The sequence below is a fragment of the Synechococcus sp. 1G10 genome, from assembly GCF_002252625.1.
In the GTDB taxonomy this organism is placed as follows: Bacteria; Cyanobacteriota; Cyanobacteriia; order PCC-6307; family Cyanobiaceae; genus Regnicoccus_A.
The window spans coordinates 48,338-61,636 of sequence record NZ_NQKW01000013.1 but is presented as its reverse complement, the minus strand read 5'-3'; the positions used below and the strand labels follow the sequence as shown (position 1 = coordinate 61,636).

Sequence of the window (13,299 nt, the reverse complement as noted above, 5' to 3'; positions counted from 1 at the left end):
CCAATGAGCTTCACCCTGATCGCCGGCCCCTGTGTGATCGAGAGCCCCGAGCTGGTGTTTCAGGTGGCCGAGCGGATGCAGACGATCGCTGAGCGGTTGGGCATCAACTACATCTTCAAGGCCAGCTTCGACAAGGCCAACCGCAGCTCGGGGGGCTCCTTCCGCGGCCCTGGAGTCAGTGGGGGACTGGAGGTGCTCAAGGAGGTGAAGCAGCGTTTCGGCCTGCGGGTCCTCACCGATATTCACGAAAGCCAGCAGGCGGCCCCCGTGGCCGAGGTGGTGGATGTGCTGCAGATCCCTGCCTTTCTCTGCCGCCAGACCGATCTGCTGATGGCGGCTGCCGAGGCTGTGCGCGGCACCGACAAGATCATCAACGTCAAGAAGGGCCAGTTCCTCGCACCCTGGGATATGGCCCAGGTGGTGACCAAGCTGCGGGAGGCCGGAGTCGAGAATCTCTGGCTCACCGAGCGGGGCTCCAGCTTCGGGTACAACACCCTCGTGGTCGATTTCCGCAGCCTGCCCCAGCTGCGCGCCCTGGGTTGCCCGGTGATTTTCGATGCCACCCATTCGGTGCAGCAGCCGGGAGGCCGCGGCAGCAGCAGCGGTGGCCAGCGCGAATTCGTGGCACCCCTGGCGCGGGCAGCGGCTGCGGTCGGTATCGATGGCCTGTTCATGGAAGTGCATCCCGATCCCGACCGGGGCCTCAGCGATGGGCCGAACATGGTGCCGTTGCATCGGGTCGAGCCTCTGCTGGAGCAGTTGCTGGCCATCCGCGCCCCCCTGCAGGAGCAGGGGGAGGCCGTCACGGTGCTGTGAGTGGGCCCCTGGCCTTGCCCTGGCGCCAGCCGGCCCTGCTGGCCTGGCGCTGGCGTGAGCGGCTGCGAGCCCTGCGGCTGCTGGTGCTGGATGTGGATGGGGTGCTCACCGACGGGGGTCTCTGGACGACGGAGTCTGGGGAGGTGATCAAGCGCTTCGATGTGCGCGATGGTCTCGGGATCCGGCTGCTGCAGCAGGCGGGCCTGGAGGTGGCGCTGCTCAGCGGCGGCAAGAGCGGTGCCACCGAGCAGCGGGCCCGCTATCTGGGCATCAGCCAGTGCCTGACAGGCGTCAAGGACAAGCCTGCGGCTTTGGTGCAACTGCAGAGCAGCCTGGGCATGACCATCTCCCAGACCGCTTTTGTGGGTGACGACCTCAACGATCTGGCGGTTCGGCCGGGGGTTGGCCTGCTGCTCTGTCCGGCTGATGCGGTGAGTCCCCTGCGCCGCCAGGCAGATGCGGTACTCGCCGCCGCCGGCGGCCAAGGCGCCGTGCGCTCCCTGGCCGAGGCGATTTTGCGGGCACGGGACGAGTGGCGCGTGCTGAGTCGTGCCGGCTGGCGTGACCGCAATGGCTGAGCGCCGCGCGGGCCTGCGGGAGCGATTGCGCGCCGGGCTGCGCCAGGCCGTCAGGGCCGGGCGGCTCGGTCCGATCGGACAGCTGGAGCGGCTTGACCGGGATGAGTGGCAGGCCCTGGCCGCCTACCGGGGACTGGTGCATCAGGCCTTCGGTCAGCGGCCCTTCGCCCCGCGGGTGAGCGCCGACCTCTGGGATCGTCATGCCTTCCGCTCCGCCGTGTCCACCAAGCCGTTCTTCAGCCCGGCCCGGCGCGAGCTGGAGAACTCCTCCCACCACTACGGCCACGACATCCAGCTCAAGCGCCATGCGGGCCTGCCGTTGATCGGGGCGCCGCTCCCCCACCTGCTGGAGCATGGCCTCAAGGTGAGCCGGGAGGCCACCTTCGAGCGTCCGCGCCCGTGGACCCACGGCTATCTCTGCATGGGACCCCTGCGGGCCCGCTGGCTGCGCGAGCGTTTTGGGCTGCCAGCCCATGCCATCGGCCCCTGGATCGCCTATGCCCGGCCCCTGCTCACGGTCGAGGCGATCAGCCAGCTGCGTGCCGAGCTCGGCCCCACCCTGCTGGTGGTGCTGGCCCACAGCTGGGATCAGGTGGAGCGGCGCATGGACCTGGACCGCTGCGTTGCGGAGGTCCGTGGGTTGATGGAGGCCGGCGGTTACCGCTCACTGATCTGGCTGCGCCACTGGAAGGACCCCGAACTCCTGCCGCTGCCGCCGGAATGGATCGTGGCCTGCAATGGGCATCGCTCCAACCCCTGGTTCCTTGACGCGATGCGCACTCTGCTTGAGCTCAGTGATGGTCTGGCCAGCAATGCCTTCGGCACCCACCTCGGCTACGGAGTGGCCCTGGGGGCACGGCTGCACTGGATCGAGTCGGAAGCCGAGCAGGACCTCTCGGCCCTGGCCGGCGCCAAGGCTGAGGAGGAGGCCACTGAGTGGGCCGAGCGGCAGCGCCTGAGCACTCTCCTGCGGGAGGTGCTGGGGTCGGGGGAGCCCGGTTCCCAGGACAGCGTGCGAAGCCTGCTCGATCCTTACTGGGGTTTCGATGCGCTGCAGCCGGCAACGGCCCTGCGTGATCTGTTGCTGGACCGGCGCCGGTCCGCTCCCGCCGCCTGAGCACCGTGCTGGCCTTCCCTTCGGTCGCTCCGTTCCGCCTCGATCAGGTCACTGCGGCGCCGCTGTTGATGGCCGTCCTCTTTGCCGCCCAGCTGCTGCTGGCGGCTGCCATGGCCTGGGCGGGGGTACGCCAGCGGACGTCCTGCTGGTGGGCGGCGGCCCTGGCCCTGGTGGCCCTGGTGGGGCTGTTCTTCACCCTCGCCAGCTGGGGCAACAGCGATACCACCAAGCTGAGCTACTACTTCAGCTTCGATCTCTCCCGTGTCAGGGGGGAGGCCTTCTGGGTGCTGGTGGCCCCCTTGGTGGTGCGGCTGCCCTACCGCATGTCGGCGGTGCATGGGCTGGTGGTGGCCGGCTACGCCCTGGCGCCGCTCTTGTTGGCATGGCGCTGGCGGGCCCCGGCCTGGGCAGGCTGGTGGAGCCTGTTGATCTGCTGCAGTCCGCTGCTGCGCAACTTTCTTCAGAACGGCGTCAGCCGCCAGGCCCTGGCCACGCTGCTGCTGGTCCCTCTGCTGCTCTGGGCGGGCCAGCTGACCGAGGTGCGGAGGCGCTGGGGCGCCCTGGCTGCCCTGCTCTCACTCACGATGCACACGGCCTTCGCGGGCTCCCTCACGCTGGCGCTTCTTCCGGGGCTCCTGGCGAGGCGGACCACGACTCTGGCCCTGCTGCGACGGCGTCTGCACCGGCCTGCCGGAGCGATCACCCTGGTTGCCGTCGCCGCACTGGTCGCCGGCCTGGCGCTGCTGCTGGCCTTGGCCCTGCCAACGGCGGTGGAGAAGCTGGCGGTCTACGTGCAACAGGAGAGCTACTTCAACAAGTACCCCCTGGATCCGGCGGTGGGGAGGCTCCAGGCAGCGATGCTGCTTGGAGTGCTGCTCACCTGCTGGTGGCGAAGGCTGAGCTGGCGCGCCTTGTTGAGCTGCGGTGTCACCCGTCAGCTGATCCTGTTCGGCCTTCTCTATCACCTGATGCAATGGTCGGTGCAGGCCGTATGGTTCCCGCAGATCACCAGTCGCCTCGCCGATGTGGTGGGCTTGTTTCTGTTGATTGTGTATCTGGCCTGGTTGAACCGTTACCAATGCCATTGGGCAGTGCTGCCAGCGTTGTTCGTCACGGTTGATTACTGGCTGATCGAGCGCCTTCTGCCCTCGCGCCTGCTCAGCTGCGGCCTTGACGACAACTTCCTCTGCGTTCCTGATCGCTGGCCCTGGCAGATCCGCTACTGGGATCTCCCCTCACGCTGATGCTGTCTGCGCCCTTTCCGCTCGAGGCTCCCTTCCGGATCGACCAGGTCACCCAGGCCCCTGGTCTGATGGCTGCGCTGTTCCTGGCGCAGGTGCTGATGGCGCTGCTGCTGCACCTGGCCGGGGCCTACCGCCGGCCACGCCTGTGGTGGGGCGCCGCTGTTGTGCTGCTGGTGCTGGTGCTGGTGTTCTTCACCCTGGCCAGCTGGGGCAACAGCGACACCACCCGCTTTTCCCACTACATGGCGGTGGATCCAGAGCGGGGACCGCCGGAGCCTCTCTGGCGCCTGCTGCGGCCGCTGGTGCTGCTGCTGCCCTACCGCATGGCCGCCGTGCATGGGCTCGTGGTCGCTGGTTATGCGGCAGCGCCGCTGCTGATGGCTCGGGCCTGGGGTGTGCCCGCCTGGGGCGGCTGGTGGTCTCTGCTGATCTGCTGCAGTCCGATGCTGCGGGGTTTCATGCAGAACGCCCACAGCCGTCAGGCCCTGGCGGTGCTGCTGCTCCTGCCGCTGATGCTCTGGGCGGCCCGCCAGTTCCGCCCCCAACGTCTCTGGCTGGGGCTAGGGGTGATCCTCTCGGCGCTCACCCACAGCACCATCGTCTGGAATCTGCTGATCAGCCTCAGCCCACTGGCCATGCGCCTGCCCGAGTCGCTTGCCTTGGCGGCCGGGCGCTGCCGAGATGTCTGGTCGCTCCCCGGCTTGCGCCGCTGGCTGGTTCTGCTGTCGGTGCTCGCTGGTGGGGCCCTGATCACCCTGGTGGGGATCACGGCCCTCCAGCGCCTGCAGGACTACTCATTCGATGCCTATTTCAATGATTATTCGATCCGCAGGATCGTGGGCCGTCTGCAGCGCGCCCTGGCCCTGGGTGTCCTGCTGGCCTGTGCCCAGAAGCGGCTCTCGCCCCTGCGGTTGCTGCGCTGTGAGCAGACCCGGCTGCTGATGGTCTTCGGAGTGGCATACCTGCTGATCCAGGCCTCGGTCAGCCACCAGTGGCTGCCCCAGGTCACCAGCCGCCTGGCCGACAGCGTCGCCTTCCTGCTGCTGATCAGCTTCCTGATCTGGCTGAACCGCTACGACGCGCACTGGTGTGTCATTCCAGCGGTCTACGTCACGTTCCAGTACTGGTTCGAGGGACGCATCCTTCCCTCAGCCGGCTTTGATTGCGGCCAGAACGACAGCTTCCTTTGCGTGCCTGATCGCTGGCCCTGGCAGGTGCGCTGGTGATTCGGCAGGTGATGCACCCAGGCCTCACCAGCGCTCCTGATCGAGCCGCTCACCGCGCAACTGGCGCAACTTCTCCCCCAGGGCCGGTCCTGCGGCGTACCCCGCTTCCAGCAGCTGCCGGGCGCTGGTGGGGGAGGCCAGGCAGCGCCAGCGCAGCAACCAGCGCAGCAACCCCCGTCGCCAGACACCGGACGGCCCGCTCACCAACGCCAGGATCACCGCTTCCGGCGTCAGCCCCCCCCGCTCCAGGGCCAGGCTCAGCTGCGCCGGGCTGCCGCCTGGCTCAAGGCCGGGTTTCACCAGCCATTCGCGCAGCCGCACCAGGCCGCGCAGGCTCAGCTGGCTGCGGTGAGCCAGCTGCAGCTGGTCGGCCAGAGCCAGGGGATCCGCCAGGGGGGCCAGCAGGGCAACCATCAACCACTGCTCCTGGGGCCAGGCGGGTAACTGAGTCAGGGCCAGCAGCCGCTGGGCCCAGCGCAGCCGTCGCCGCCAGTTCCGGTCATGCTGAATGACGGGATCCAGCAGCTCGAGTGCCTGCCAGTGCTGCAGCAGCTCCAGGGCCCGCGGCCAGGGTTCACGTCCGAGCAGCAGCTCCAGCTCCTTGCGCAGGCGGCTGCCCAGGGAAGGGGGTACCCCCGGGCTGCCGCCGGGTTTGGCCTCACCTCGGCGCCAGGGCCAGGCCGCGAGGGTGTGCTGCCACTGCGCCAGGGCCTCAGGCGCCAGCTCCAGGCCCAGCCGGGCGCTGTAGCGGGCCGCCCGCACGATCCGGGTGGGATCGTCCTGAAGGCTGTGCCCGTGCAGGAAGCGCAAGCGCCGGGCCGCCAGATCCTCCCGCCCGCCGAAGGGGTCCAGCAGCTGGCTTTCGAGGGCATCGGCGTGGGCTGACTCGGCCCGCTCCAGCTGCTCGACATCCAGCAGCAAGGCGATGGCGTTGATGCTCAGATCGCGGCGCGCCAGATCATCCGCCAGGGAGCCGTAGCAGACGCTGGGATTGGCGCCGGGTTCCTCGTACCACTCCCGCCGGGCGGTGGCCAGATCCAGCAGCACCCCGTCGATGTCCAGTTCGGCCGTGCCGAACTCCTCATGCAGCTGGCAGCGGCGCAGGCTGTGCCCCAGCAGCTCGGCCAGCTGGCGGGCGATGCGGTGGGCGGCCGGCGTCCCGGGTTCAGACCCGGATTGCTCGACCACCAGGTCGAGGTCGGGCAGGCCACGCCAGGGATCCCTGTGTACCCGGTGCAGCAGCAGATCCCGCACGGCCCCGCCCACCAGGGCCACCCGCAGGGGAGCAGCGGCTTCGACCACCAGCTGCAGGGCCCGCCGCAGGGGGGGATCGAGCTGGATCAGCACGGGGTCACCAGACGTTGGGTGAGCCAGGCCATGCGCCGCACCCGCACCAGACGATGCAGGAACTCCAGTGGATGATGCCGGTAGCGGGGGTTGTGGGTCCACAGGGGCCGAAGGCCGAGCCAGACCACCTCGGCGCCGCTCAGGCTGCGCACCCCATAGAGCGCCGAGGTGAGGCCGGCCACCACCAGGCGCCGACCGGGCGCCGCCTGCTGAAGAGTCCGCACCAGCACCTCCACAGGCACTGCGCTGCGCAACACGGCGGCCACCCCGGCTGGCGGTTCGGGACCGAAGCTGCCGCTGGCCGGTGCCTTCGGGTGCTCGAGCAGCAGCAGGCGATCCAGGGACGGATCGAAGCCCGACAGCTGGGCGATCCAGGCCTCAAGCAGTTCCGGTGGCAGGCGCTCCCCCGGGAACTGATGGGCCAGGTTGGGGAGGGAGCAGAGCCAGAGCGCACGCTCCGGCTGGGTGGCCGCGAGGCAGGCCTCCACGAACGGCTGGCAGGCAGCACCGAAGCTGGCCACCAGGGCTTCGAACAGTCGCGCGCGGGTGCCCAGCGGCACGGGATCCACCGGCCCATGGGGCCGGTGCCAGTGCGGTTGGGCGCCTTCGAGCACAGTGTGCACCCGTCGGCCCGGCTCCGGGATCGGCCGGTTGAGCAGGCTGGGCAGGATCGCCTTCAGCTCGCGGGCGCAGCGGTAGTAGATGCCCAGGCCATCGCCGCAGATCAGCCAGGTGGGGATCCCCAGCTGCTCGCAGGGGTCCCGCTGAACCTGCTGCCATTGGTTGTTGAGGCAGGCCAGGTCGTAGGTGTCTGGCTCGAGGGTCTCCGGTTCCCGCACGAGATGCACCGGAGCCATGGCTTCAGGATCCAGCTGGCGCAGCTGCTCCAGCCAGCGCTCGATTGCCCGGTGCTGTTCGGCCAGCCGCAGGGGATCCCAGGTGATGGCACCGGTGAGCAGCAGAGCGATCTCCGCGGCACCGCCACGCAGCTCCGGCCGCTCCAGCACCACCGCCAGCTGGTTGACGAGATGGATCAGCCCTCCGCTGAGCACGAGCACCCTGGGAGCCGTGCTCACAGGGGCTCGATCGGCGCCAGGCGTGGATCGAGGATCTTCGGGCCCATGCCCTCGAACTTCACCGCGATCGAGATCTTCTCACCGCTGCCGAACAGGTGGGTGATCGTGCCGTCGCCGAAGCTGGCGTGGCGCAACTGATCGCCGATGGCCCAGGCCCTTGCCGGGGCGCGGCGGCGCACCGCATTGGTCGGGGCCGCGGCGCTGCCGCCGGCGGCCACCCGCTGGCTCTCCTCCCGGTCAACACGGGTGAGCCGATCCAGCCGCTGCTCCCGCCGGATGGCGGCACCACCGCTGTGGGGGATGTCGCCCTGCACCAGCTCCGGCGGCAGCTCCGAGAGGAACACCGACGGCACCGCTGGCTCGCGCATGCCGCCCCACAGGCGTCGCTCGCTGGCGTGGGAAAGGAACAGGCGCTCCTTGGCCCGGGTGATGCCCACGTAGCAGAGGCGCCGCTCCTCTTCCAGGGCGGCGGGATCCTCCAGCGAGCGGTAGCTGGGGAAAAGGCCCTGCTCCAGTCCCACCATGCACACCACGGGAAACTCCAGGCCCTTGCTGGCGTGCAGGGTCATCAGGGTGACCCGGTCCTGCTCGGTGTCCTTGCTGTCGGCGTCGCTGGCCAGGGCGGCTGAAGCCAGGAAGCCCTCCAGCGAGCCCTCCTCGTTCTCCTCCTGGTATTGCAGGGCGGCGTTCACCAGCTCCTGCAGGTTGCGCCGCCGCTCCTCGGCCTCATCGGTGCCCTCGGTGATCAGTTCGGCAAGGTAGCCGCTCTGCTCCATCACCCGCTGCACCAGTTCCGATGGGGGCGCGTCCTGGATGCGGCGGTTCAGATCAGTTATCAGTTCGCTGAACTGCAGCAGTCCCCTCGCCGAGCGGCCCGCCAGAGAGCGCACCGCCTCCGCATCGTTCACCACTTCCCAGAGCGGCAGACCCAGCTGGGCCGCGGCGTCGGTGAGCCGCTGCACGGTGGTCTTGCCGATGCCGCGGCGCGGCACGTTCAGCACCCGCAGCAGGCTGACGCTGTCGGCCGGGTTGACCAGCAGACGCAGGTAGGCCAGCACGTCCTTGATCTCGCGCCGGTCGTAGAAGCGCAGGCCCCCGACCACGATGTAAGGGATGCCCCAACGCACCAGCGATTCCTCCATCGCCCGGCTCTGGGCGTTGGTGCGATAAAGAATCGCCATGTTGCCCCAGCTCAGCTCGGGGTGGGCTGCCTCGAGCATGCGCAGGCGGTGCACCACCGCCTCGGCCTCGGCGATCTCGTCGTCGCAGCGGGTAAGGGTGATCGGTTCCCCTTCACCGCGGGTGGGGCGCAGCACCTTGTCGATGCGTTCGCTGTTGTGGGCGATCAGGGCGTTGGCCGCCTCCAGGATCGTGGCGGTGGAGCGGTAGTTCTCCTCCAGCTTCACCATAGTGCGGGTGGCCTCGTCACTGGCCCGATCGCCGAAGTCGTCCTGGAAGCCCATCAGGATTGTGAAATCAGCCGCCCGGAAGCTGTAGATGCTCTGGTCGGCGTCGCCCACCACAAAGACCGAGCGCTGGCCCCAGTCGTCGAAGTGCTCGGGATCGCGGCCGCCGGTCACCAGCAGCTTGATCAGGTCGTACTGGGTGCGGTTGGTGTCCTGGTATTCATCCACCAGCACATGGCGGAAGCGGCCGTGCCAGTAGTGGCGCACCTGTTCGTTGCTCTGCAGCAGCTGCACCGGCAGCAGCAGCAGGTCGTCGAAGTCGAGGGCGTTGTTGGCAGCGAGGGCGCGCCGGTATAGCCGGTAGGCCTCGGCCTCCTTGCGGCCGCGCATCCCCTCGGCCTTCGCCTCCATCACATCGGGCCGCCAGCCCTGATTCTTGGCATTGCTGATGGCCCAGCGCACTTTCTTGGGCTCGAAGCGCTTGGGATCAAGACCCAGCTCCTGGGTGACGATCTCCTTGACCAGGGTCTGGGCGTCGGATTCGTCGTAGATCGAGAACTGGCGGGTCCAGGTGAGACCTTCGGGGTCCTTGTACTTGTCGATGTCGAAGCGCAGCAGCCGCGCGAACAGGGCGTGGAAGGTGCCGATCCAGAGCTCTTTGGTGACCTCCCGGTAGATGCGGTTACGAAGCTGCCGCTGCTGCTGGGGCTGCAGGGTGCTGAAGGGCTGGCCGAACTGCCTGGTGGCGAGCCGCTGGGCCAGCAGCAGCTCCAGCCGTTCCTTCATCTCCCGCGCCGCCTTGTTGGTGAAGGTGACGGCCAGCAGCTGGTGCGGATCGACGCCGTGGTGGCCGATCAGGTGGGCGATGCGGTGGGTGAGGGCGCGGGTCTTGCCGCTGCCGGCGCCTGCCACCACCAGCAGGGGGCCGTTGTGGTGATCGACCGCCCGGCGCTGGGCGTCGTTGAGGCCGTCGAGGAAGCTCATCGCTGGATGGTATCTGCGCTGTCGGTACCAACGGCAGCCAGGACCTGAGAGGCCCAAAGGGAGGCCTGCCCAGGATTCCCGCCCGGCGCGGCGCTCGCGCCGGTGGAGGCTCCCATACCCCAACTCAAATCGTTCCCCGGTGTTCCAGGGCGCTCTGCCTCGTCGTCCCGGCGAAGGTTCAGCGGGAAGGCCGGCCGAATACATTCAGTCCGTTTGCGCGTGCAGGACGGCCATGCAGAGGGGAGCATTCCGAACGCCGGTGACGCTGGGGGCAATCAAGGGATGACGATGCGACCGGATGAACGTCCCACTTCGGGACCCTCGGTGCCGGAGCGCGGCTGCGGCGCGCCCGGACGCTGGGCAGCCCTGCCGGTCGCGCTGCGGTCGCGCGCCACGCTCCGCTGGGGGCTGTTGTTTCTGGTGGTCTTCCTCGCCATCCACTGGCAGGAGGTGACCTCCCCCACTTACAACGTCGACGACTGGGCCCTGATCGGCAAGCCGATCCGTCAGGCCTATGAGAGCCGCCCCGCCTGGGATCTGATCTACGGGCTGCTGTTCCAGGACGCCTTCTCTCCCTTCTACGGCTGGCTGATCGCGGCGGGCTCTCTGTTCGCGATCGCCGCCTGTCTGTCGTTGTTCCTGCCGTCGCTGGCACCGGCCTGGATCGCGCTGGCCGCCCTGCTGATCTCCCTGCATACCTTCCTGCTGGACCTGTTCAACTTCGGTTTCGCCATCGGCCTCTACCTCCTGCCGGCGGCGCTCTCCCTCTGGGGCGGGGTGCTGGTGGCCTACAACCCGGGCCCGCCGCTGCTGGGGCGGCGCTGGCGCGATGCCGTGCTCGGAGTGGCGATGGTGGCGTTCGCGATCGGCATCTATCAGCCCCCCGCCATGCTGGTGCTGGTGCTGTTCGGCTTCGACGCCCTAGGCCGCAGCCTCGGCACCTTCCGCCCGTACCCCTGGAGCTGGCTGCGCCTCGCGGCCGGACTGCTGCTCGCCTTGCTGATCTACGGCCTGACCGCCCGTCTGGCGATTATCGGCCACGTCGCCGACTACCGCACGGAGCTGGCCAGCTTCTCCATGTTCCTAGTGAAGCTCGGGTCCATCGACCGGTATCGGGATGTCTACGCCACCAACGTTCCACTGCTCTGGCGACCGGCCCAGATCCTGCTCTCCAGCATCTTCCTGCTGATGGTGCTGTGGCTGAGCGTTCACCTCTGGCGCACGCTCCCCACGGTGGCGGCCCGCCGGCGGCAGCTGGGCCTGCTGTGGCTGTCCGCAGGTTGGTGCACCGTCTGGCCCTTCTGTCTCTACACGGCGCTGGAGGTCGGCTTCCCGGCCCGCGCCTTCGCCCTCGGCAACGTCGGCATCGTGGGCTTCAGCGTGGTGGCCATGGCCTGGCTCTCGGGTCGGGCTGTGCCCCGTGCGCTTCCCAGCCGCCTGATCATCAGGGGGTTGGTGGGCTTGCTGATCGTGGGCTACGTGATCCCCCAAGCTGCCTTCGCCTCGCGGATCTGGGAGCTCACCCAGCGGCTCGAGCGGCGCGACATGGCGATGGCTCAGGCGATCGCCGCCGACGTGCGGTCCCTCTCCCGTGCCAACCCCCGCCTGCCGCCCGAGCCATTCCGGCTGTTCGGCACCACCGAGAGCAATCAGCCCTTCACCCACTGGAGCAGTGTCGGGGAATCAGCCTTTCGTGCCAGCTGGAGCATCGAGGCGATCTTCCGCCAGCTGCTGGGGCTGGAGGTGACGCATCTCCGCTCAGGCAGCGAGGGCACGCCAGCCTCCGTGGACCGCAGCACGCTGCCAGCCTGCGGTGCCTGGCCTGCCCCCGATGCGATCGTGCCCTACCGGGGCCTCTGGCTGGTGTGCCTGGAGGCCAGCTCCACGGCTCCATCAACTGCGGGCGAGCGTCGCTGAGCTGCGCGCCGGCCTGACGAGGCCCTCGATCGGCGCAGGGGCCCCAGCCCCTGTCGTCAGCCAGCCTGAATGCTGGCGACTGAGCCATGCGATGGGTCAGGCAAACCGGAGCCGGCCCATTGGGACGCGATCAGTAGCTTTGCCTTCCAGGATTCGTGTTCATCCTTTCCGGGCTGGTTGCCCGCTGGTGCGCGCCCGCTGAAAGCTCCAGCGGGTCAGCAGGAAGGAGATGCTGGACCAGAGCAGCATGGTTGCCAGGCCCACCAACACCTCCGGCGACTCTTGCCGCTTGAGGATCCAGCCCAGCCCGAGAGCCAGCAGCAGGCACGCCGCCTGGATCAGCAGATAGTGCAGCAGCAGCTGCCGCTGGAAGCGGACCCGGAAGCTGATCCGGGCATGCAGCACGGCATTCAGCAACAGACAGATCCCGCCCGCGACGGTGATCGCCACGAGTGTCGGCGTGCCGGCGCGGGAGGCCACCATGAACAGCAGCAGATACAGCAGTTCGCCGAGCCCCCCCACCAGCAGGAAGCGCACCAGACTGTGGTTCAGCCAGCGCACCGGGCCGAGATGGCGCAGGCGACGGAACAGGGGTGCCCTCACCCTTGGCTGCCCCCTGTCACAGGAGCTCCCGGGGCACCGATGGCTTCCATGCTGCGCACGAATGACTGGGGCTTATGGCTCACCGTGAGGAAGATGCGGCCCAGATACTCACCCATCACACCGATCAGCAGGCACTGCAGGCCGCCGAAGATCAGGATGGCACAGATGATCGACAGCCAGCCTGCCACATCGGAGCCGAGCAGCAGAACCTGCAACAGCAGCAGCACGATCACCACCAGCCCGAAACCGGCCAGGCCCATCCCCAGCAGCGAGGCCAGCCGGAGCGGCATGATCGAGAAGCTGGTGAAGATGGTCAGCCACAGCCGCACCAGACGACGCAGGTTGTAGTTGCTGACGCCGTTATAGCGGCTGTCGTGGCTCACCTCCAGGCTGCCGATGCGCTGCGTGTACTGCGACAGCAGACCATCGATGTAGGGATAGGGACCCTGATACTCCGCCACGCGCCTGGCGATCGGCCCGGAGACACAGCGAAAGCTGGAAAGATAGAAGCGCTCAGGCAGATCCAGCAACCAGTTGGCGGTGCGATTGGCGAAGCGGCTGCCGAGATTGCGCCAGGTGGCGTGCTGCTTCTCCCGGTATTCGCCGTACACCACGTCGAGCTCCTCCTCGCGGGCCTTCCGCCAGAGCCGCAGCGCTTCCTCGGGCGGATTCTGCAGGTCGTCATCGAGATTGACGATCCAGGCACCCTGGCTGTGGCGATAGCCGGTCAGCACCGCCGCATGCTCGCCGTAATTCCGGGCATGGCGCAGCACCAGACCCCGCAGGCTGGTGTGCTGAAGGCGCCGCCGGACCTGCTCCAGCGTGTCGTCCGGACTGCCGTCATCGACCAGCACCAGCTCCCAGGAACAGGGGATCGCCAGGGCCTCGAGCCTCCCGATCAGCGCCTCGACGCAGCCCCCGCTGCGGTACAGCGGAATCACGAGGCTCAGTTCCACAGGCGCGGGTCGGGAGGGGGGCGTCATCG

At 68.5% G+C, this 13,299-nt stretch carries 11 protein-coding genes; 6 read left to right on the top strand and 5 right to left on the bottom strand.

The genetic code is table 11. The features are described 5' to 3' along the window. Positions 1–3 precede the first annotated feature (3 nt). Genes kdsA through CJZ82_RS11815 form a run of 5 tightly spaced genes read left to right on the top strand, consistent with a single transcriptional unit; the run spans position 4 to position 4,981 of the window. Positions 4–816, top strand: a complete 813-nt coding sequence (gene kdsA, locus CJZ82_RS11835; protein WP_094555979.1) for a 3-deoxy-8-phosphooctulonate synthase — start codon at positions 4–6, stop codon at positions 814–816. Between the two features lie 14 nt (positions 817–830). Next, the gene (locus CJZ82_RS11830) at positions 831–1,394 is read left to right on the top strand and encodes an HAD family hydrolase (protein ID WP_233130217.1); all 564 of its coding nucleotides are present in this window, start codon (positions 831–833) and stop codon (positions 1,392–1,394) included. Further along, entirely contained in the window at positions 1,387–2,511 is a 1,125-nt protein-coding gene (locus CJZ82_RS11825; RefSeq protein ID WP_094555977.1) for a hypothetical protein, read from the top strand. The genes CJZ82_RS11830 and CJZ82_RS11825 overlap by 8 nt, the downstream gene beginning before the upstream one ends. Positions 2,512–2,516: 5 nt before the next feature. Next, the gene (locus CJZ82_RS11820) at positions 2,517–3,755 is read left to right on the top strand and encodes a hypothetical protein (RefSeq protein WP_094555976.1); all 1,239 of its coding nucleotides are present in this window, start codon (positions 2,517–2,519) and stop codon (positions 3,753–3,755) included. After that, positions 3,755–4,981 (top strand): hypothetical protein, encoded by a 1,227-nt coding sequence (locus CJZ82_RS11815; RefSeq protein WP_094555975.1) that lies wholly within the window; start codon positions 3,755–3,757, stop codon positions 4,979–4,981. Before CJZ82_RS11820 ends, CJZ82_RS11815 begins: the two co-directional genes overlap by 1 nt. Positions 4,982–5,005: 24 nt before the next feature. On the opposite strand, the gene CJZ82_RS11810 is transcribed toward CJZ82_RS11815, so the two are convergent. The 3 genes from CJZ82_RS11810 to CJZ82_RS11800 are packed head-to-tail and all read right to left on the bottom strand — an operon-like array spanning position 5,006 to position 9,794. After that, complete coding sequence (locus tag CJZ82_RS11810) at positions 5,006–6,328, bottom strand: CCA tRNA nucleotidyltransferase (protein ID WP_233130216.1); 1,323 nt, start codon at positions 6,326–6,328, stop codon at positions 5,006–5,008. Then, the gene (locus CJZ82_RS11805) at positions 6,322–7,404 is read right to left on the bottom strand and encodes a hypothetical protein (RefSeq protein ID WP_094555974.1); all 1,083 of its coding nucleotides are present in this window, start codon (positions 7,402–7,404) and stop codon (positions 6,322–6,324) included. The genes CJZ82_RS11810 and CJZ82_RS11805 overlap by 7 nt, the downstream gene beginning before the upstream one ends. Next, positions 7,401–9,794: a UvrD-helicase domain-containing protein gene (locus tag CJZ82_RS11800; protein ID WP_094555973.1), complete on the bottom strand. Its 2,394-nt coding sequence runs from the start codon at positions 9,792–9,794 to the stop codon at positions 7,401–7,403. The genes CJZ82_RS11805 and CJZ82_RS11800 overlap by 4 nt, the downstream gene beginning before the upstream one ends. Positions 9,795–10,076: 282 nt before the next feature. On the opposite strand from CJZ82_RS11800, the gene CJZ82_RS11795 reads away from it, so the two are divergent. Next, a complete protein-coding gene (locus tag CJZ82_RS11795) occupies positions 10,077–11,711 on the top strand; it encodes a hypothetical protein (RefSeq protein ID WP_094555972.1) in 1,635 nt (544 codons plus the stop codon). A 159-nt stretch (positions 11,712–11,870) separates the two neighbouring features. Here the strand turns inward: CJZ82_RS11795 and CJZ82_RS11790 are convergent, their stop codons facing one another. Together CJZ82_RS11790 and CJZ82_RS11785 are read right to left on the bottom strand one after the other, a co-directional pair. Next, positions 11,871–12,314, bottom strand: a complete 444-nt coding sequence (locus CJZ82_RS11790) for a GtrA family protein (RefSeq protein WP_158218565.1) — start codon at positions 12,312–12,314, stop codon at positions 11,871–11,873. Continuing rightward, positions 12,311–13,297, bottom strand: coding sequence for a glycosyltransferase family 2 protein (locus CJZ82_RS11785; RefSeq protein ID WP_094555970.1), 987 nt, complete (start codon positions 13,295–13,297; stop codon positions 12,311–12,313). The genes CJZ82_RS11790 and CJZ82_RS11785 overlap by 4 nt, the downstream gene beginning before the upstream one ends. Positions 13,298–13,299 lie beyond the last annotated feature (2 nt).